This is a genomic window from Streptacidiphilus alkalitolerans (assembly GCF_042511045.1).
Classification (GTDB): Bacteria; Actinomycetota; Actinomycetes; order Streptomycetales; family Streptomycetaceae; genus Streptacidiphilus; species Streptacidiphilus alkalitolerans.
Genome location: NZ_JBHEZX010000004.1, coordinates 350,858 through 371,215, shown reverse-complemented (window position 1 = coordinate 371,215; position 20,358 = coordinate 350,858). Strand labels below are relative to the sequence as shown.

General features: G+C 71.1%; 15 protein-coding genes. 3 read left to right on the top strand and 12 right to left on the bottom strand.

Annotation, left to right across the window (positions count from 1 at the left end; genetic code table 11):
• Positions 1 to 53: 53 nt before the first annotated feature.
• Positions 54 to 3,782 carry an Rne/Rng family ribonuclease gene (locus ACEZDG_RS11095; RefSeq protein WP_380506306.1) on the bottom strand — a complete coding sequence of 1,243 codons (3,729 nt, stop codon included), beginning with the start codon at positions 3,780 to 3,782 and terminating at the stop codon, positions 54 to 56.
• 282 nt (positions 3,783 to 4,064) lie between these two features.
• Positions 4,065 to 4,859, bottom strand: coding sequence for a TIGR03936 family radical SAM-associated protein (locus tag ACEZDG_RS11090; RefSeq protein ID WP_380506303.1), 795 nt, complete (start codon positions 4,857 to 4,859; stop codon positions 4,065 to 4,067).
• Positions 4,860 to 4,994: 135 nt separating this feature from the next.
• On the opposite strand from ACEZDG_RS11090, the gene ACEZDG_RS11085 reads away from it, so the two are divergent.
• Together ACEZDG_RS11085 and ACEZDG_RS11080 are read left to right on the top strand one after the other, a co-directional pair.
• Complete coding sequence (locus ACEZDG_RS11085; RefSeq protein WP_380506300.1) at positions 4,995 to 5,360, top strand: VOC family protein; 366 nt, start codon at positions 4,995 to 4,997, stop codon at positions 5,358 to 5,360.
• Positions 5,361 to 5,474: 114 nt separating this feature from the next.
• Complete coding sequence (locus tag ACEZDG_RS11080) at positions 5,475 to 7,001, top strand: recombinase family protein (RefSeq protein WP_380506297.1); 1,527 nt, start codon at positions 5,475 to 5,477, stop codon at positions 6,999 to 7,001.
• Here the strand turns inward: ACEZDG_RS11080 and ACEZDG_RS11075 are convergent.
• Both ACEZDG_RS11075 and ACEZDG_RS11070 read right to left on the bottom strand, forming a co-directional pair.
• Complete coding sequence (locus ACEZDG_RS11075) at positions 6,994 to 8,934, bottom strand: TIGR03960 family B12-binding radical SAM protein (protein ID WP_380506294.1); 1,941 nt, start codon at positions 8,932 to 8,934, stop codon at positions 6,994 to 6,996. The two genes, ACEZDG_RS11080 and ACEZDG_RS11075, sit on opposite strands and share 8 nt — an antisense overlap.
• 38 nt (positions 8,935 to 8,972) lie before the next feature.
• The gene (locus tag ACEZDG_RS11070) at positions 8,973 to 9,689 is read right to left on the bottom strand and encodes an AfsR/SARP family transcriptional regulator (protein ID WP_380506290.1); all 717 of its coding nucleotides are present in this window, start codon (positions 9,687 to 9,689) and stop codon (positions 8,973 to 8,975) included.
• Positions 9,690 to 9,879: 190 nt separating this feature from the next.
• Here ACEZDG_RS11070 and ACEZDG_RS11065 point away from each other — a divergent pair, with 190 nt between their 5' ends.
• Positions 9,880 to 11,454, top strand: a complete 1,575-nt coding sequence (locus tag ACEZDG_RS11065) for a S53 family peptidase (protein WP_380506287.1) — start codon at positions 9,880 to 9,882, stop codon at positions 11,452 to 11,454.
• 54 nt (positions 11,455 to 11,508) lie between these two features.
• Here the strand turns inward: ACEZDG_RS11065 and rodA are convergent, their stop codons facing one another.
• The 8 genes from rodA to folC form a co-directional block, all read right to left on the bottom strand.
• Positions 11,509 to 12,720 (bottom strand): rod shape-determining protein RodA, encoded by a 1,212-nt coding sequence (gene rodA / locus ACEZDG_RS11060; RefSeq protein WP_380506285.1) that lies wholly within the window; start codon positions 12,718 to 12,720, stop codon positions 11,509 to 11,511.
• A complete protein-coding gene (mrdA, locus tag ACEZDG_RS11055; RefSeq protein WP_380506282.1) occupies positions 12,717 to 14,918 on the bottom strand; it encodes a penicillin-binding protein 2 in 2,202 nt (733 codons plus the stop codon). Before mrdA ends, rodA begins: the two co-directional genes overlap by 4 nt.
• 21 nt (positions 14,919 to 14,939) lie before the next feature.
• Positions 14,940 to 15,626 carry a rod shape-determining protein MreD gene (gene mreD, locus ACEZDG_RS11050; protein ID WP_380506279.1) on the bottom strand — a complete coding sequence of 229 codons (687 nt, stop codon included), beginning with the start codon at positions 15,624 to 15,626 and terminating at the stop codon, positions 14,940 to 14,942.
• Position 15,627: 1 nt separating this feature from the next.
• Complete coding sequence (gene mreC / locus ACEZDG_RS11045) at positions 15,628 to 16,581, bottom strand: rod shape-determining protein MreC (protein WP_380506276.1); 954 nt, start codon at positions 16,579 to 16,581, stop codon at positions 15,628 to 15,630.
• Between the two features lie 37 nt (positions 16,582 to 16,618).
• On the bottom strand, positions 16,619 to 17,644 hold the full coding sequence (locus tag ACEZDG_RS11040; protein WP_380506921.1) for a rod shape-determining protein: 1,026 nt from the start codon (positions 17,642 to 17,644) through the stop codon (positions 16,619 to 16,621).
• A gap of 276 nt (positions 17,645 to 17,920) precedes the next feature.
• Complete coding sequence (gene ndk / locus ACEZDG_RS11035) at positions 17,921 to 18,331, bottom strand: nucleoside-diphosphate kinase (RefSeq protein WP_380506273.1); 411 nt, start codon at positions 18,329 to 18,331, stop codon at positions 17,921 to 17,923.
• A 114-nt stretch (positions 18,332 to 18,445) separates the two neighbouring features.
• A complete protein-coding gene (locus ACEZDG_RS11030; protein ID WP_380506270.1) occupies positions 18,446 to 18,793 on the bottom strand; it encodes a DUF4233 domain-containing protein in 348 nt (115 codons plus the stop codon).
• Positions 18,794 to 18,826: 33 nt separating this feature from the next.
• Positions 18,827 to 20,206, bottom strand: coding sequence for a bifunctional tetrahydrofolate synthase/dihydrofolate synthase (gene folC / locus ACEZDG_RS11025; protein ID WP_380506267.1), 1,380 nt, complete (start codon positions 20,204 to 20,206; stop codon positions 18,827 to 18,829).
• Positions 20,207 to 20,358 lie beyond the last annotated feature (152 nt).

Below are 20,358 nucleotides of genomic sequence, written 5' to 3'. Positions count from 1 at the left end.
AGCCCGCCCCGCTGAGCGGGACGGGCTGCCGACCGGGTGACGGCTGCTGACTGCTATTCGGCGGCGGGAGCCGCCTTCTTGGCAGCGCGCTTGGTGGCGGTCTTCTTGGCCGCCGCCTTCTTGGTCGCGGTCTTCTTCGCCGCGGCCTTCTTGGCCGGAGCCGGGGCCGCGGCCTCGGCGGGGGCCTCGGCCGGGGCGTCCGCCCCGGCCTGCTCGGCCTGGGCCTTGTCGGCCGGGGCCTTCTTGGCCGCCGCCTTGCGCGGGGCCCGCTTGCGGGGCGCGGGCGCCTCGGCGGCGGGCTCCTCGGCCACGGGGGCCTCGGCAGCGGGCGTCTCGGCCTCAGGGGCCTCGGCCACCGGCACGGCCTCGGCCACCGGCTCCGGGGCGGTCTCGATGACCACCGGGGCCGGGACGACCACCACGGCCGCCTCCTGCGCGGCGGGCAGGCCCGCCGGCGAGGTGGCCTTGCGGACCGCGCGGCGGCGGGTGCGGGCCGGACGGGCCGAGGACTCGATCATGGCCTCGGCCAGCTCCTCGGCCTCGGCCTGCACCGCGGCGTCCAGCGGGGCCGGAGCGGCCGGTTCGACCTGCTCGACGACGACCTCGACCACCGGAGCCACCGGCTCGGCCGCTGCCTCGGTGTCCGCGTCGGGGCCGACGATCTCCAGGTCCTCGACCTCCTCGGCGGTCAGGCCGTGGGTGACGACCTGCTGCGCCAGCTCGTCCAGGGTCTCCTCGTGGTCGTGCTCGTGGCCCTGGCCGTGGGCGTCGGACTGGCTGTCCCCGCCGCGACCGCGACCGCGACGGCGCCTGCCGCCACCGCTGCCGCCCTCGGCGGACTCGCCGTCCTGGTGGCCGAAGGACTCCTCGCCCATCGGACCGGAGAAGCCCTTGGGCACCGGCGGAGCCTGCTCCATGTGCACGATGACGCCGCGCCCGTTGCAGTGCACGCAGGTCTCGGAGAAGGACTCGAGCAGGCCCTGGCCGACCCGCTTGCGGGTCATCTGCACCAGGCCCAGCGAGGTGACCTCGGCCACCTGGTGCTTGGTCCGGTCCCGGCCCAGGCACTCCAGCAGCCGGCGCAGCACCAGGTCCCGGTTGGACTCCAGCACCATGTCGATGAAGTCGATCACGATGATGCCGCCGAGGTCGCGCAGCCGCAGCTGGCGCACGATCTCCTCGGCCGCCTCGATGTTGTTCCGGGTGACCGTCTCCTCCAGGTTGCCGCCCTGGCCGGTGAACTTCCCGGTGTTGACGTCGACCACGATCATGGCCTCGGTCTTGTCGATCACCAGCGAACCGCCGCTGGGCAGCCAGACCTTGCGGTCCAGCGCCTTCATCAGCTGCTCGTCGATCCGGTAGGTCGCGAAGACGTCCACCTCGGAGGTCCACCGGGTGAGCCGCGGCACCAGGTCGGGGGCGACCCCGTCCACGTACTCGCGGATGGTCTCCCAGGCGGTGTCGCCGGAGACGATGACCTTGGTGAAGTCCTCGTTGAAGATGTCGCGGACCACCCGGACGGTCATGTCCGGCTCGCCGTAGAGCAGGGTCGGCGCGTTGCCGGTGCTGACCTTCTTCTGGATGTCCTCCCACTGCTGCTGCAGCCGCTGGACGTCACGGGTCAGCTCATCCTCGGAGGCGCCCTCGGCGGCGGTGCGCACGATCACGCCGGCGTCGTCCGGGACGATCTTCTTCAGGATGTTCTTCAGCCGGGCCCGCTCGGTGTCCGGCAGCTTACGGCTGATCCCGGTCATCGAGCCCTCGGGCACGTACACCAGGTAGCGGCCAGGCAGCGAGATCTGGCTGGTCAGCCGGGCGCCCTTGTGGCCGATCGGGTCCTTGGAGACCTGGACCAGCACCGACTGGCCGGACTTCAGCACCGACTCGATCCGGCGCGCGCCGCCCTTGGAGCCGAACGAGGCGAAGTTGACCTCGCCCGCGTAGAGCACCGCGTTGCGGCCCTTGCCGATGTCGATGAAGGCGGCCTCCATCGACGGCAGCACGTTCTGGACCTTGCCCAGGTAGACGTTGCCGACGTACGAGGTGGCCTGCTCCTTGTTGACGTAGTGCTCGACCAGCACATTGTCCTCGAGCACGCCGATCTGGGTGCGCTCGCCCTGCTGACGCACCACCATCACCCGCTCGACCGCCTCACGGCGGGCCAGGAACTCGGCCTCGGTGATGATCGGGACCCGGCGGCGGCCCTGCTCGCGACCCTCGCGGCGGCGCTGCTTCTTCGCCTCCAGACGGGTGGAGCCCTTGATGGACTGCACCTCGTCCGGGTCGAACGCCGCGGGCGCGGCGGTGTCGGAGGCGGAACCGCGGCGACGCGGCTCGCGGACCTTCACCACGGTGCGCTCGGGGTCGTCGGTCACGGCCGCGGACTCGACCTCGGAGGCGCCGTCCCCACTGCGACGGCGGCGACGGCGGCGGCGACGGCTGGACGCGGACAGGGCCTCGCCCAGGTCGTCGTCCTCGTCCTCGTCCTCGTCGGACTCCTGCTGCGACTGCGCCGGGGCGGCCTGCTGCTCACCGGCGGCCGGGGCGTCGAAGTCGTCGCCCTCGCCACGGCGGCGACGGCGTCCGCCACGACGGCGGCGGCGCGAGGGACGGCCCTCCTCGTCGCCGTAGGACTCCTGCGAGCCCTGGGCGTCCTGAGCCTCATCGGCCTCGGTGTCGTCCTCGGTGTCCTCGTCCAGCTCCTCGGGGACGACCGGGGCGGTGAAGGCGGGGGCCTGCGAGACCGCGCGGCGGCGGTTGCGGCGGCGGCCCGTGGGCGCGTCGTCCTCGTACCCGGCCTCCTCGGCCGGCCCGGCGGGCACCGGCTCGGGGGCGGGGGTGCGCACCGGCTCGGGGGCGCCGAGCGGCGCGCGGCCGGTGGAGAGCTGGAACACGGCCGGAGCGGTCGGCGCGGCGGGCGCGTTCGAACGGCTGCGGGTCCGGCGGGCCGGAGCGCTCGGCTCGGCCTCGGTCTCGACCGGGGCCGCCGGGGCGCTGTCGACCACCGGGGCCGCGACCGGCGCGGTCGCCCGGCGGCGGTTGCGGCGACGGCCGTCCTCGAGCTCGGCCTGCTCGGCGCTGCCGGAGTCGACCGCCGGAGCGGCGGGCTGGGTGAAGGAGGCGGCCGGGACGGCGGGGCGGGCCGCGACGACGATCTCGGCCGGCGCCTGGAACACCGGCGCCTGGAACACCGCGGTGGACGGGCGGACCGCGCGACGGCGCGAGCGGGTGGTCTCCACGACCGGGGCGGGCTCGGGCTGCGGGGCGGGCTCGGGGTCGGCCGGGGCCTCAGCCTCGGGCTCCTCCTCCAGCACCACCACGACGAGCGGCTCCTCGGCCACCGGCTCCTCGACGACCGGCTCCTCGGCCACCGCAGCGGGCTGCTGCGGCACCTCGATCTCGGTCTGCACCGGCTCGGCCTTCTTACGGGTCCGGCGTACGCGCTTCACCGGCTCGGCCGCGGGGGCCTCCTCGGCGGGCGCTGCCGTGACGGGGGCCTCGGCGGCCGGGGCCTCGGCGACGGGCGCCTCGGCGACGGGTTCGGCCTCGGCCTTCTTGCGGGTGCGGCGCACCCGCTTCACCGGCTCGGCAGCCGCTGCCTCCGGGGCTGCGGCCTCCAGGGCGGCTGCGGCACCCGAGGCGTCCGCCTCGGCCTGCGGCGGCCCTGCCGGGCGGCTGGCGGCGCGGCGGCGACGCGGGGCGGCCTTGGGGGCCGATCCCTCCGCGGCGGCGCCGTCGCCCTGCGGGTCGTTCTGTTCGTTCTGGTCATTGATATCGAGCATCCGGGCGGTTCTCCCGTTCATGCCCCCGGGCGCCACGCTTCTTGGGCGGGCGCCGCACAGGGGCTTGCGTGTGTCGATCGACGCTCCGCAGTGCGGTACGCCGAAAAGTCTTCTGGTCGAGCCAGTCTTCAGGTCTTGGCTGCGCAGGACCGTCCCCAGTGGCACAGGACGGTCGGGTTTGTCCGGGCCCCGGGTGGCTCCCAGAGGCCCTGAACGGGCGCCGACGACGAAGCCGCGATGCACCGTACGGTGCAGGGCGCGGGCCTGACCGGCCGCCGCCGCCTACACGGGCTGCGGCTCGGCCGCCTCGGATGGGAGGGCCGGTGCCGCGCCGCGGTCGGGCGCGAACGGGTCGGTCACCGCACCGGACTCCTCGTCTAGCGGCCCCTGCGCCAGCCTGGTCGCCCCAGCGGGGACCGGCAGCGCCAGGTCGGCCGTCACACGGAGACCGGACAGGACGTCATCGGGTCGGACGGCGGGTGTGGCGTGCCGAACAACCAGCCGCAGTATCGCACAAGCACGGCCTGCGGCGATATCGGTACTACTTTCAGGTAGGCCGTCCGCACCCGCGACGACCTGCGATTCGACCACTTCCAAGGACACCACGGCCCCGCGCGCGTCGAACGTGCGAATACCGTTCTTCATCGTCCGCTGGACCTCGACGGTCTCTGCGGCCAGGAAAGCCGCCACAGCGGCACCGGCTGCCCCGGGTGTCACCCCGTCGAGGCGCAGCTCCCACAGCGAGGCCTCCAGCCGGTCGGTGAAGTTGCTGCCGGTCGCCTCCACCGCGTCCACGATGTCGAGCCCGTTCGGCAGCGACTCGTCCAGCTGAGCCCGGAGCAGTTCCGGGTCGCGCCGGGCACTGAGCGCCAGCTCCACGTACTCGGCCTCGCTGGCGGAGCCGGTGGGGGCGGCGTTGGCGAAGCTGATCCTGGGGTGCGGCGAGAAGCCCGCCGAGTACGCCATCGGAACGGCCGAGCGGCGCAGGGCGCGCTCGAGGGCCCGCTGGAAGTCGCGGTGGCTGGTGAAGCGCAGACGGCCGCGCTTGGTGTAGCGCAGACGGATGCGCTGGACCACCGGGGCGGGAGGAGGACCGTCGGGCGTGCGGCGTGCCAGAGCGCTCAGTCCTTAGGGAGTAGGAGTGTGTAGCTGTACTCGGCCAAGGGTACGCGGAGCCGGTGGGCCCGCGACGCACCTGACGGAGGCACAAGCATGATCGGCACGCTGCAGACTTTCGCCCTGGACTGCCCCGACCCGACCGCACTGGCCGGCTTCTACGCCGAGTTGGTGGGCGGCAAGGTGGTGGACGAGGACGGGGACAACACCTGGGTCGAACTGCAGGGCGACTACGGCACCACGCTGTCGTTCCAGCGGATCGACAACTACCGCGCGCCCAGCTGGCCCGGCCAGGAGCAGCCCCAGCAGACCCACATCGACATCGCCGTGACCGACATCGCCGACTCCCAGCGCCAGGTACTGGCCCTCGGGGCCACTCTGCTGGAGGACTGGAACGGCACCAAGACCTGGCGCGTCTACGCCGACCCGGTCGGCCACCCGTTCTGCCTCTGCGGCACCTGATCTGCAACAGGGCCGCGCCCACGGATATTCCCGTCCGGGCGCGGCCCTCCCCGATCGGATGATCCACTGGCAAACAGGCGGCTCCGGCGACGGACCCAGATCTAGGGTCCCGGCATGGGACAGCACAGGGGGCGCGCAACCAAGCCCGACCACGACAATCCAGAAGGCTTGTGGACCCAGGCGGATCTGGCGCTGCTGGCAGAGCTGCGGGACGCGGAAGCGCTGCTCCCGGCGGACGCGCCGCGCGGCCTGTTGTCCGTCCGGCTGTCGGTCATGACGCATGACACCACGTCACCCGCCCGGCAGGAACTCGACCTCCGCGTCCTGGCCAGGGAGCGTGGGATCAGGGTCGTCGGCGTTGCCAGTGACCTCAATGTCTCCGCCACGAAGGTGCCACCCTGGAAACGCAAGCAATTGGGCGACTGGCTCCACAACCGGGCACCCGAGTTCGATGTGCTGCTGTTCTGGAAGCTCGACCGGTTCGTGCGTCGGCTCAGCGATCTGAGCACCATGATCGACTGGTGCTCCCGGTACGGGAAGAACCTCGCCTCCAAGCATGACCCCGTCGACCTGACCAGCGAGGCCGGGAAGATCCTGACCACGGTCATCGGCGGTGTCGCGCAGATCGAGGCCGCCAACACCAGTACCCGCGTCACGGGCCTCTGGGACTACACGAAGTCGCAGAGCGAATGGCTGGTCGGCAAGCCCACCTACGGGTACACCACTGCCCAGGACGAGCGCGGCAGGCCCGTGCTCGTCCACGACGAGGCGGCGGTCCGCGTTCTCCGTTGGTGCCGGGCCATGGCGCTGCGCGGTGTGTCCGCCAGACACATGGTCAAGGTCATCGACCGGACCGGGCTGTGCGGCCCTGGCCTGACCACGTCGACCCTGCTTCGCAGGCTCCGGAACCCCGGCCTCACGGGCTACCGGGTCCAGGAGGATCGGAACGGCGGAGTGCGCAGAGCCAGGCTGGTCCTCGGCCGGAACGGACAACCGACCCGCGTCGCCGATCCCATCTTCACCAGATCCGAGTTCGACGAACTGCAGGCAGCCCTCGACAAGCGCTCCAAGAACCAGCCCCTGCGGCAACCGGGCGGCGCGACCCGGTTCCTCGGCGTCCTCGTCTGCGCCGAATGCGGCACCACCTTGACCGCGCAAAGGACGAGTAACAAGGGCAGGGCGTACGAGTACCTGAGATGCCGCGGTTGTCCAGGCGGCGGCATGGGTGCGCCCGACCCCCAGGGGGTCTACAGCAGACTCGCCGAGGAGGTGCTGGCCGTCCTGGGTGATATCCCTGTGCGGATCAGGGTCTACGTATCGGGCCGGGAAGGGGAGGCTGCCGCGGACCGCTGGGAGAACGTCCTCGACGGCAGGAGTCTCCGGACGTACTGGCAATCGGCGGGCGCAGCGGTGATGGCCGCGGATCTGCTGCGAGCCGGGATTACCTGCAGGGTCACCCGGGTCAGGATCCCGAAGGTCCGCGCGCCCGGGGTCCGACTGCAGCTCGTCGTCCCCAAGGATGCGAGAGACCGACTCGTCATCAAACCGGACGCCTTCGGATCAGGCTCCGACGCCGGGCTTTCACAGGATCCGGTTGTGCCGTGTCCGAGCCGGTCGGACACGGCACAAGCGGCTACTTGACCACGGTCAAGGGCAGGAGCTTCTGGCCGGTGGGGCCGATCTGGATGTCGAGGTCGAGTTGCGGGCACACCCCGCAGTCGAAGCAGGGGGTCCAGCGGCAGTCGTCGACCTCGACCTCTTCCAGGGAGTCCTGCCAGTCCTCCCAGAGCCAGTCCTTGTCCAGGCCGGAGTCCAGGTGGTCCCAGGGCAGGACCTCCTCGTACTGGCGCTCGCGGGTGGTGTACCAGGCGAGGTCGACGCCGGTGCCGGCCAGGCCCTTCTCGACGGCGCGCATCCAGCGGTCGTAGGAGAAGTGCTCGCGCCAGCCGTCGAAGCGGCCGCCGTCCTCGTAGACCGCCCGGATGACCTTGCCGATCCGGCGGTCGCCGCGGGACAGCAGGCCCTCGACGATGCCGGGCTTGCCGTCGTGGTAGCGGTAGCCGATGTTGCGGCCGTACTTCTTGTCGTTGCGGAGCGCGTCGCGCAGCTTCAGCAGCCGGGCGTCGGTCTCCTCGACGCCGAGCTGCGGGGCCCACTGGAACGGGGTGTGCGGCTTGGGCACGAACCCGCCGATGGAGACGGTGCAGCGGATGTCGTTCTGGCCGGTGACCTCGCGGCCCTTCTGGATGACGTTCCTGGCCATCTCGGCGATCTGCAGCACGTCCTCGTCGGTCTCGGTGGGGAGGCCGACCATGAAGTACAGCTTCACCTGGCGCCAGCCGTTGCTGTAGGCGGCGGCGACGGTGCGGATGAGGTCCTCCTCGGACACCATCTTGTTGATCACCTTGCGGATCCGCTCGCTGCCGCCCTCGGGGGCGAAGGTCAGGCCGGAGCGGCGTCCGTTGCGGGTGAGCTCGTTCGCCAGGTCGATGTTGAAGGCGTCGACCCGGGTGGACGGGAGGGACAGGCCGACCTTGTCCTCCTCGTAGCGGTCGGCGAGTCCCTTGGCGATGTCCGCGATCTCGGTGTGGTCGGCCGAGGACAGCGAGAGCAGGCCGACCTCCTCGAAGCCGGTCGCCTTGAGCCCGCGTTCCACCATCTCGCCGATGCCGGTGATGCTTCGCTCCCGCACGGGGCGCGTGATCATGCCGGCCTGGCAGAAGCGGCAGCCGCGGGTGCAGCCGCGGAAGATCTCCACGGACATGCGCTCGTGCACCGTCTCAGCGAGCGGAACCAGTGGCTGCTTGGGGTAGGGCCACTCGTCCAAGTCCATCACAGTGTGCTTGGACACCCGCCACGGCACGCCGGAGATGGTCGGCACGACCCGGCCGATCCGGCCGTCCGGCAGGTACTCGACGTCGTAGAACTTGGGCACGTAGAAGCCGCCGGTCCGAGCCAGCCGGAACAGCAGCTCGTCGCGGGGGCTGCGGCCGTCCGCGCCGGGGCGGCCCTCGGCCTTCCAGGCGCGGATGATCTCGGTCATGTCGAGCACGGCCTGCTCGCCGTCGCCGACCACGGCCGCGTCCAGGAAGTCGGCGACCGGCTCCGGGTTGAACGCGGCGTGGCCGCCGGCCAGCACGATCGGGTCGTCGATGGTGCGGTCCCGGGCCAGCAGCGGGATCCCGGCCAGGTCGAGCGCGGTCAGCATGTTGGTGTACCCGAGCTCGGTGGAGAAGCTCAGCCCGAACACGTCGAAGGCCCTGACCGGGCGGTGCGCGTCCACGGTGAACTGCGGGACGCCGTGCTCCCGCATCAGCGCCTCCAGGTCCGGCCAGACGCTGTAGGTGCGCTCGGCGAGGACGCCCTCGCGCTCGTTCAGCACCTCGTACAGGATCATGACGCCCTGGTTGGGCAGCCCCACCTCGTAGGCGTCCGGGTACATCAGGGCCCAGCGGACGTCGCAGGCGTCCCAGTCCTTGACGGTGGAGTTGAGCTCCCCGCCGACGTACTGGATCGGCTTCTGGACGTGCGGGAGGAGGGCCTCCAGGCGCGGGAAGACCGACTCGACAGACATATGAGGAGGACTTTCAGTGTGGACGCAGGTCGGACCCCTCAGGATAACGCGGTCCGCGCCGCGCCCGGACCGGTCAGCAGGTCCGCCGGGGACGGCGGGACCAGGCAGCGCAGCAGCGGTGAGGGTTCCAGGCCGAGTTCGTCGTGCAGAAGCCGCCGGTAGGCCGCGTAGTGGCGCAGGGCTTCGGAGCGGTTGCCCTCGCTCAGGTGGATGCCGATGACGGCGCGGTGGGCGCTCTCCCGGAGCGGGTCGATCCTGACCGCGTCCAGGGCCGTCTGCAGCGCGGCGCCGTAGTCCCCCTCGTCGGCCAGGACCGCGGCCAGCCGCTCCAGCGCGTGCAGGCACTGCTGCCGCAGCCGCTCCTGCTCGACCAGCAGCCAGTCGTCGTACCAGTCGGGCAGGAGTTCGCCGTCCAGTTCCTCGGGCCCGGGGCGCGGCGGGTCGGGGACGCGGAGCAGGTCGGATCGCAGCCCGGCCAGGTCGAGCCGCACCCGGGGGTCCAGGCTGACCCATTCTCCGCGCGCCACCAGCAGGTCCTCCAGGCAGCGCCTGATCCGCCAGAGGGTGGACCGGAGGCAGGCCCCGGCCTGCGCCTCGGGGCTCTCCGGCCACAGCGCCCCGATCAGCTGCTGGCGGGTCGAGGGGCCGCGGACCGCCACATAGGCCACCACCTTGCGGGCGGCCTCGGGCAGCGCCGCGGGCCGGCCGTCGGCGGCCAGCCGCCAGCCTCCGAGCAGGGACAGTTCGATGACCACGATCCCGAGCCTCCTTCCCGGTACCGGCACTGTGCACTCTCGGCGCGCTCGGGTGCCGTGTCAACAGGGTTCGGAAACAGCGGGTGCGCGGCCGGTGACGCTCCGGTGACGCGCCCGGCCGTAGGCAGGAGGCCAACGGATTCGTCCCGCAGGACAGCAGGACAGCAGGAAAGCAGGACTGGAGGAGACCATGCCCGTCGTCAACGACCGCGTACCACTGGTCGGAAGTGAACGGCATATCCGCAAGGGCCAGACCCTGGTCGGGCCGGCCGACTCGCACGAGCGGCTCTCGGTGACCGTGCAGCTGCGCCGCCGTCCGGGCGGGCCGGAGCTGCCGGACCTGGAGACGATCGGCCGCGAGCGGCCGAGCCGCAGGCGGCAGGTGGACCGCGAGGCCCTGATGGCCGCGCTGGGCGCCGACCCGGGGGATCTGGAGAAGGTCAAGCAGTTCGCGCGGCACCACGAGCTGACGGTCGAGGAGACCTTCCCCGAGCGCCGCACGATCCGGCTCAGCGGCACCGTCGACCGGTTCAACAGGGCCTTCGGGGTGCAGCTCAAGCAGTACCGCGAGGGTGCCCACAACTACCGCTCCCGCCAGGGCAGCGTCTTCGTTCCCCGGCACCTGCAGGGCGTGGTGGAGCGGGTCTCCGGGCTGACGGACCGTCCGCTGGCAGCGCCGCACAACAAGGCCATGCCCAAGATCGCCCAGGGGGTCACCGCCCAGCAGGTGGCGCAGCTCTACGACTTCCCGCAGGGGGTCGACTGCAGCCGGCAGAACATCGCGGTGATCGAGCTCGGCGGCGGCTACGACCAGAACGACCTGGACACCTACTTCCACACGATGAACCTGCCCTCCCCGAACGTGGTGACGATCGGGGTGGACGGCGCCGGCAACAACTACGGCGACCCCAGCGGGGCCGACGCCGAGGTGGAGCTGGACATCGAGGTGGCCGCGACGGTCGCCCAGGGCGCGAACATCATCGTGTACTTCGCCCCGAACAGCGAGCAGGGCTTCATCGACGCGATCTACGCGGCGGTGTTCAGCTCCCAGTACCCGCCGACCGCCGTCTCCATCAGCTGGGGCGCCCCGGAGGCCGCCTGGACCCCGGCCGGCCTGGCCGGGATGGACTGGGCCTGCTTCCTGGCCGCGCTGTTCGGGATCACCGTGACCGCCGCCTCGGGCGACAACGGCAGCAACGACAACGTCTACGACGGGCTGGCGCACTGCGACTTCCCGGCCTCCGACCCGTATGTGCTGGCCTGCGGCGGAACCTCGCTCCAGCTGGACGGCAACGGCGCGCTGCAGAACGAGGTGTGCTGGAACAACGGCAACGGCTGGGCCACCGGCGGCGGTGTCAGCGACACCTTCCCGCTGCCCGGCTGGCAGCCCGAGGACGAGATCCCGCGCCAGGTCGACACCGGGCTGCAGGGCCGCGGGGTACCCGACCTGTCCGGCAACGCCGACGCGATGCAGAGCCCGTACGAGGTCGTGGTGGACGGGCAGTGGATGTCCGTGGGCGGCACCAGCGCGGTGTCCCCCCTGTACGCCGGGCTGATGGCGGTCATCGCCGCCAGCAGCGGCTACCGGCCGGGCTTCATCAGCCCGTTGCTGTACCAGCTGATGGCGCAGCCGAACCTGTTCTTCGACGTCGACAGCGGCAGCAACACCGTGCAGCCGGCCCCCGGCTACTCGGCGGTCAAGGGCTGGGACGCCTGCACCGGCATCGGCCGGGTCTACGGCAACCTGCTGCTCGCGCAGATCTGACCGCGCCGGCGGCCGGGGCCGCTGTCCGGGCCCCGGCCGCCGTTCCCGCGCTGCTCAGGCCGCTATGGTCCGCTGCATCTTCACGGACTGGAGCAGGCCGATGCCGATCCAGATGGCGAACATCGAGGAGCCGCCGTAGCTGACGAAGGGCAGCGGGATGCCGGCCACCGGCATGATGCCGAGGGTCATCCCGATGTTCTCGAACGCCTGGAAGCCGAACCAGGCGATCACCCCGGCCGCGACCACGGTGCTGTAGAGGTCGCTGGCCTGGCGGGCGATCCGGCAGGCGCGCCAGAGGATGATGCCCAGCAGCAGGATGATCAGGGCCGCGCCGAGGAAGCCCAGCTCCTCGCCGGCCACCGTGAAGACGAAGTCGGTCTGCTGCTCGGGGACGAACTGGCCGGTGGTCTGGGTGCCGTGGAACAGGCCCTTGCCCGTCAGCCCGCCGGAGCCGATGGCGATCCTGGCCTGGGCGGTGTTGTAGCCGACGCCGGAGGGGTCGAGCGCGGGGTCGGCGAAGGCCGCGAAGCGGGCGATCTGGTACTGCTTCAGCAGGTGCAGCTGGACCACCGCGAAGGCGCCCAGGGTGCCCACCGCGATCAGGCCGAACAGCCAGCGCTTGGGGGCGCCGGAGGCCAGCAGGATGCCCAGGATGATCACCACCATGACCATGGTGGAACCGAGGTCCGGCATCAGCAGGATGATCCCGATCGGCACCGCGGCCAGCCCCAGCGCCTGGGCGATCGAGCGCCCGTCCGGGAACGGCAGCTCCCCCGCGTCCACCCGGGCCGAGAGCAGGGTCGCCATGGCCAGGATGATCGCGATCTTGCAGAACTCGGAGGGCTGCACCGAGAAGCCGCCGCCGAGCACGATCCAGGAGTGCGCGCCGTTGACCGTGGAGCCCAGCGGGCTGAGCACGGCCAGCACCCCGAGGATGGCGAGGGCGTAGAGGAAGGGCGCGGCGGTGCGCAGCCGGTTGTGGCCGAACAGCACCACCGCGGTGCACAGGCCCGCGCCGATGGCCAGGTTCAGCAGGTGCCGGACCAGGAAGTACTGCGGGTCGCCGTGGTTGATCTCGCTGCGGCTCCGGGTCGCGGACCAGACCAGCAGCGAGCCCAGGCCGGACAGCGCCAGCGCGGCCAGCACCAGCAGCCAGTCCATCCGCCGCAGCGGCGAGTCGCGGGAGAGCAGCCGGCTCATGGCGCCGCGCGGCGGGGCGTAGCGGGGGGCGCGGTAGCCGGTGCCGGCTCCGGTGAAGCCGGTCATGCGAGCGGCCTCCGCTGCTCGGGGGCGAGGGCGTACGCGGTGAGCGGGCCTGCCGGGCTCTGCAGCGGGGTGGCCGGGGCGCTGAGCACAGGGCCGGTGTAGGCGGTCTGCTGGGCCACGCTGCCGTCGGAGTTGAAGGCAGGGAGGCTGGTCTGCGCGCGGGGCAGCAGCGCCTTCTTGGGGTCGATGGTGTTGTTGGCCTGGATCCCGTAGAGGGCGTTGTAGATGTTGCGGACGGCCGGTCCCGCGCCACCGGAGCCGGTGCCGCCCTGGGAGATCGTCATCACGATCGCGTAGTCCTTGGTGTACGTGTCGAACCAGGACGTGGTCTGCTTGCCGACGACCTCGGCGGTACCGGTCTTGGCGTGCAGCGCGATCTTGTCCTGCGGCCAGCCCTGGAACTTCCAGGCCGCGGTGCCCTGGGTGACCACGTTGGCGGTGGCCTGGTCGATGTACTGCAGGGTCTTCTTGCTGTCCGGGAGCTTGCCCTGGACCACCGGGGCCAGGTTCTTGACGACCTGTCCGCTCGGGGAGACCACCGCCTTGGCGACCTGCGGCTGGTAGAGCGTGCCGCCGTTGGCGAGGGCGGAGTAGATCCGGGCCATCTGGATCGGGGTGACCAGGGTGTCGCCCTGGCCGATGGCGTAGTTGACCTCGTCACCGGCGCGCAGGGTGGCGAAGTCGGCGCAGTCCTCGCGGGCGACCTCGGTGCCGTAGTCCTGCTTGCCGCTCTTCGCCTGCTTGCACCAGGTGTCCTTCATGGCGTCGTAGTACGCCTGGTGCCAGGCCCGGTCGGGGACCCGGCCGGCCACCTCGCTGGGCAGGTCGATCCCGGTCTTCTGGCCCAGGCCGAACTGGTGCGCGGCCTTGTAGAGCCAGTCGTTGGGCTTCTTGGGCTTGGTGCCGCCGTCCTTGAGCCACTGCGCGTAGGCCACGCTGTAGAACACGGTGTCGCAGGACACCTCCAGCGCCTTCGACAGGTTGATCATGCCGAAGTTCTCACCCTCGAAGTTCTTGAACTCCCGGCCGCCGATGGTCATCGACGAGGTGCAGGGGAAGGTGTCGCTGTAGGTGTAGCCCGCGTTGATCGCGCCCGAGGTGGTGACCACCTTGAAGGTCGAACCCGGCGCGCTCTGACCCTGTATGGCCCGGTTCAGCAGCGGGAAGTCGGAGGAGTTGCTGGTCAGCGCCTTGTAGTCCTTGCTGGAGATGCCGCCGGTCCAGATGTTGGGGTTGAAGGTGGGGGCGCTGGCCATGGCGACCACCCGGCCGGTGTGCACGTCCATCACCACCACGGCGCCGGAGTCGGCCTTGAAGTTCTCGTGGGTGACCGGGTCGTAGGTCTTCCGCAGGGTCACCAGCGCCTGCTGGAGCTGCTTCTCGGCGATGCCCTGGATCCGGGAGTCGATGCTGGTCACCACGTCGTCGCCGGGCACCGCCGGGCTGCCGCCGGCGGTGCCCATCACCCGGCCGAGGTTGTCCACCTCGAGGTCGGTGGTGCCGGGCTTGCCGCGCAGCGCGCTGTCGTACACCGACTCCAGACCGGAGCGGCCGATCTGGTCGGCCGGGGCGTAGGCGGACTTGCCGTTGGCGCCGGTGGCGGCGTCGATCTCGTCCTGGGTGACCGGGGAGAGGTAGCCGAGCACCTGGGCGGCGTTGGCGCCGTGCGGGGCCGGGTACTCGCGGACCGCGGTGGGGTCGGCGGTGACCCCGGGGAAGTCCTCGCTGCGCTCCATGATCTGCATGGCCTGCTGGGTGGTGGCCTTGTCGGTCACCGGGATCGGCTGGTAGGGCGAGCCGTTCCAGCAGGGCTGCGGGGTCTTCGCGTCGCACAGCCTGACCTTGTCGTGCACCTCCTGCGCGGGCAGGCCGAGCACCACGGCCAGCCGGTCCAGCACGGCCTTGCCGCCGTCCTTCTGCTGCAGCAGCGACGTGCGGCTGACCGAGACCACCAGCTTGGTCGCGTTGTCGGCCAGCGCGGTGCCGTTGGCGTCCAGGATCTCCCCGCGCACGGCCGGCACCAGCACCGTCCTGATGTGGTTGGACGAGGCCTGGTCGGTGTAGTGCTGGCCCTCGCGGATCTGCAGGTACCAGAGCCGGCCGCCGAGGGTGGCCAGCAGCGACAGCACGAGGACCTGGAGGATCAGCAGGCGTCCGGTGACCCGGCCGGTGCGGCCGGTCGGCGGGATGTTGGTCATGTGGAGGATTCGCTTCCCGGATCAGTTCTTGGCGCTGCTGCCGGCCTTGGTCCGGGGGCCGAAGCCGGGGACCGTGCCGAGTCCGGCCACTCCCCCGCTGCGGCTGCCGCCCTCGCCGAAGATCGAGCCCTTGCGGTTCAGCCCGGTGCGGGTGCGGGACGGCTTGCGCGCCGGGCCGCCGGCCCCGCCGCCGCTGCTGACCGGCTGCACCGACGAGCGTCTCGCCAGCGCCATCACCGCGGGCACCACGAAGGGCGCCAGCAGCATGTCGTAGATCACCGCGGTGACCAGCAGGCTGACGATGCCGACGTGGCGGGCCGCGGTGTCGCCGACCAGCGCGCCCACCCCGGCGTAGAGCAGGGTCGCGGTGAAGGCCGCGGCGCCGACCACCAGCAGCGGGGTCAGCACCGAGCGGATCTGGCCGTTCTCGGGGCGCAGCAGCCCCGCCGCGTAGCCGAGCACGCAGAGCACCAGCGCGTAGCGGCCGACCGCGTGGTCGGACGGCGGGGCCAGGTCGGCCAGCAGTCCGGCCGAGAAGCCGACCAGGCAGCCGCCGACCGGTCCGTACACCAGGGCCAGCCCTATCACCACGAGCAGCAGCAGGTCGGGGACGGCACCGGGCAGTCCGAGCCGGGCGAAGACGCTGACCTGGAGCACCAGGGCGACGACGACGAGGACGGCCGAGAGCAGGATGCGGTGCAGCCACATGTCACTGGCCCTTTCCGTGAGTCGGCGTGGGGACGGGCTTGGGTTTGCTGCCGGGCTTGGCCTTGGCGGCCGGTTTGGCGGTCGGCGCGGGCGTCGGCTTCGGCGGCAGCAGGGCGTACCTGGGGTCGGTCCTGGGCGGCTGGACCACCACGCCGACCAGGTCCAGCCGGGTGAAGTTGACGAAGGGTCGGACCAGTACGGTCCGGGTCAGCTGGCCGGGTGTGTCCTCGACCTTGGTGACGGTGCCCACCGGGACCCCGGGGACGAACGGGCGGTCGTTCTGCGAGCCGAAGGTGACCATCCGGTCCCCCGGCTTGACCTGGGACTGGCTGTTGAGCAGCTCCACCCGCATCGGCTCGGTGCCCTGCCCGGTGGCGAAGCCGATCTCGCCGTTGCCCTCCATCCGGGTCCCGACCGAGAAGCCGGGGTCGCTGGCGAGCAGCACGGTGGAGGTGCCGGGGCCGACCGTGGTGATCCGGCCGACCAGGCCGTCGCCGTTGATGACGGTCATGTCCCGGGTGATGCCGTCGTTGCTGCCGATGTCGATGGTGACGGTCCAGGAGAAGCCCTGGGCCGCGCCGATGGCGACCACCTGGGCGGCCTTGACGGTGTACTGGCCCGCACCGGCCGCGCCCAGCATCCGGTCCAGCTGCGTCTCCCGCCCGCGGGCCAGGTCGGAGCTGGACAACTGCTGCTTGAGCAGGGCGTTCTGCTGCTGCAGGGCGCGGATCCGGTCACCGCTGGTGCCGGACTCGCGCAGTGAGCGCATGGCGTCGGCGACCGGGTTGACCATGCCGGAGACGCCGCTCTCGACCGGCCCGAAGACCGAGGCGGCGACGTTCCTCGGCCCGTTCAGCGGGGAGGCGTCACCACCGCGGATGTCCACGGTAATCAGTGCGAAAGCGATCGCGACCAGCAGGACCAGCAGCAGCCGGCTCTCTCGTGTGTCCCTCACGGTCCTCGGCAGAGCCCTTCATATCCATGACGACGGGTCAGCGACGGGGTTGGGAGTCCAGGACCTGCTGCAGCGCCTCGAACTCCTCGACGCACTTGCCGGATCCCAGGGCGACCGAGTCGAGCGGGTTCTCCGCGATGTGGACCGGCATTCCGGTCTCACGGCGCAGCCGTTCGTCCAAGCCGCGCAGCAGTGCGCCGCCCCCGGTGAGAACGATGCCGCGGTCCATGATGTCACCGGCGAGTTCCGGCGGGCACTGGTCCAGGGTGGTCTTCACCGCGTCGATGATCTGGTTGACCGGCTCCTCGATGGCCTGGCGGACCTCGGCGGCGGAGATCACGATGGTCTTCGGCAGGCCGCTGACCAGGTCTCTTCCACGGAGCTCGCTGTGCTCCTCGTTGTCCCCGTCGACCGGGTAGGCGGAGCCGATGGTCATCTTGATGTTCTCGGCGCTGCGCTCGCCGAGCAGCAGCGAGTACTCCTTCTTGATGTGCTGGATGATCGCGTTGTCCAGCTCGTCCCCGGCGACCCGGATGGACTGGGCGGTGACGATGCCGCCGAGCGAGATCACGGCGACCTCGGTGGTGCCGCCGCCGATGTCCACCACCATGTTGCCGGTGGCCTCGTGCACCGGGAGGCCGGCCCCGATGGCGGCGGCCATCGGCTCCTCGATGATGTGCACCTGGCGCGCACCGGCCTGCCGGGACGCCTCGATGACGGCGCGTCGCTCGACCCCGGTGATGCCGCTGGGCACGCAGACCACGACCCGGGGGCGGGCCATGTAGCGGCGGCGGTGGATCTTCAGGATGAAGTAGCGGAGCATCCGCTCGGTGATCTCGAAGTCAGCGATGACGCCGTCCTTGAGCGGCCGGATGGCGACGATGTTGCCAGGCGTGCGCCCGATCATCTTCTTCGCCTCCGCGCCGACCGCCAGGATGCTGCCGGTGTTGGTGTTCACCGCGACGACCGACGGTTCGTTGAGGACGATCCCGCGACCCCTGACGTACACGAGCGTGTTGGCGGTGCCGAGGTCGACAGCCATGTCACGACCGATGAACGACATGTTGTTCGCCATGGGTATACGGGGCCTTCCCGAGGTCGAGGGTGGAGGCGGAGGCGGGACGGACACAGACCACCATGGTAGCCGCGCAAGCACTGAGGGTTACCGGAAGCGCTTGTACGGACCCTTGCCATTGTCATGGCAGACGATCACATTTCCCGCTATTGGGACGCCGGTGTCGGCGGTCCGGTTCCACGGAATCGTACGTTCCAGTAAACCGGCTACCCGTTCGACACAGGGTCCAACGGGCGAATATCTGCACACGTTCTTGACGTAATCTCAGCTTTTGGGAAAGAAGATCGCGATCTCGCGCTCCGCCGACTCCTCCGAGTCGGAGGCGTGGATCAGGTTCTCCCGGGTGATGGTGGCGAAGTCGCCGCGGATGGTGCCAGGACCGGCCTCCAGCGGGTTGGTCTTCCCGGCCAGCGCGCGGACGCCCTCGATCACGCTCTCGCCCTGGACGATCAGCGCCACCACCGGGCCCGAGGCCATGAACTCCATCAGCGGTTCGTAGAACGGCTTGCCCAGGTGTTCGCCGTAGTGCCGCTCCAGCGTCGCGGTGTCCAGGGTGCGCAGTTCCATCGCCGCCAGGGTCCAGCCGGCCTTGCGCTCGATCCGGCTGATGATCTCACCGATGAGGCCGCGGCGGGTGGCGTCGGGCTTCAGCAGGACAAGGGTGCGCTGGGGCATGGAACGGCTCCGGGGTGGTCGAACACTGCGGATGCTGGAACGCCGCGGGTACGGTCGCGGCAGCGTTGTCAAGGCTGGGCCTGAGCCTACCCGAGCGGGTGACTCATTCGAACGTCAGGCCGTCTGACTGGGTGTACCCAGGGCGCGGGCGGCCTTGATGGTGTCGATCTTGCGTCCGTAGTGCACCGAAGCCCACCACAGGGCGGCGAAGATGACGCCCAGTCCGTACATCATGCCGACCACCGCGCCCGAGGCGATCAGGGCGAGCTGGAGCACCCAGCCCACCGGGACCGCGCCCGGACGGGTGATCACACCGCAGAGCAGTACGCAGACCGCCATCGCGGCGCCGCACACCGTCCACAGCGTGGTCGAGGAGATGTCGGAGAGGTGCATCGCGACGAGGGCGGCGAAACCCACCACCATCGCCTCGGCGATCAGCGTGGACGAGCAGAGCGTACGCACGGTCAGGTGCCTTTCCGGGCCGGTCGGGAGGGGTCAGCGGGGGCTGAGCAGGATGCGGGCCTCGCCCACGGTGATGATGGAGCCGGTGATCAGCACGCCGGAGCCGCCGAGGTCGCCGACCTCCTCGGCCAGGGCGACGGCCGCGTCGATGGCGTCGTCCAGGCGCGGTTCGACCAGTACCCGGTCGGAGCCGAAGATCTCCACCGCGGCCTCGGCCAGCTTGTCGATGTCGGTGGCCCGCTGGGTGGAGTTCTTGGAGATCACGACCTCGGCCAGGACCGGCTCAAGCGCCTCCAGCAGACCGTAGGAGTCCTTGTCGCCGCTGGTGCCGATCACCCCGACCAGCCGGGTGAAGCCGAAGGACTCGCCGATGGCCTCGGCGGTGGCCCGGGCCCCGGCCGGGTTGTGGGCCGCGTCCAGGACGATGGTGGGGCTGCGCCGGATGACCTCCAGCCGGCCCGGCGAGCTGACGCCGGAGAAGGCGCCGCGGACCTTGCCGATGTCCAGCGGCTCCTCGCGCGCGGCGCCGACGCCGAAGAAGCCCTCGACCGCGGCCAGCGCGAGCGCCGCGTTCTGGGCCTGGTGGGCGCCGTGCAGCGGGATGAAGACGTCGGTGTACTCATGGCCGGAGATGCCGCGCAGGGTCAGCAGCTGGCCGCCGATCGCCATGTCGCGGTGCACCACGCCGAACTCCAGGCCCTCCCGGGCGACCGTGGCGTCCTGCTCCACCGCGCGGCGCAGGATCACCTCGGCGGCGTCCGCGGGCTGGTGCGCGACCACCGCGAGGCCGCCCTTCTTGATGATCCCGGACTTCTCGGTGGCGATCTTGCCGGTGGTGTCGCCGAGCTTGTCGACGTGGTCCAGCGCGATCGGGGCGATCACCGAGACCACCGCGTCGATGACATTGGTCGCGTCCCAGGTCCCGCCCATGCCGACCTCGACCACGGCGACGTCCACCGGGGCGTCGGCGAAGGCGGCGTAGGCCATCGCGGTGACGATCTCGAAGAAGGAGAGCGCGATCGGCTGGGAGGCGTCGGCCATCGCGATGTAGGGCTCGATGTCGCGGTAGGTCTCGACGAACAGCTCGGGACTGATCGGCTCGCCGTCCAGGCTGATCCGCTCGGTGACCGACTCCACGTGCGGGCTGGTGTAGCGGCCGGTGCGCAGCTCGAAGTGGCGCAGCAGCTGCTCGATCATCCGGGCGGTGCTGGTCTTGCCATTGGTTCCGGTGATGTGGATCGACGGATAGGACCGCTGGGGGTCGCCCAGGATGTCCATCAGCGCGGTGATCCGGTCCAGCGAGGGTTCCAGCTTGGTCTCCGGCCAGCGCGCGCCGAGCTCCACCTCCACAGCGCGGAGCTGCTCGACGGGAGAGAGGTCGGACTGCGGGGTGTCACCAGGAGTGTCGCTCACACCCCACAGTCTACGGACGCGCCCGACCCGGCACCGCCCCAGGGGCGCGGGCCCTCGCTGCACGCCCGACCCGGCAACACCCCAGGGGCGCGGGGAACTGCGCTGCCGACCACCCACCTGCCCCAGGTGTCGGCAGCACAGCCGCCCGCTCC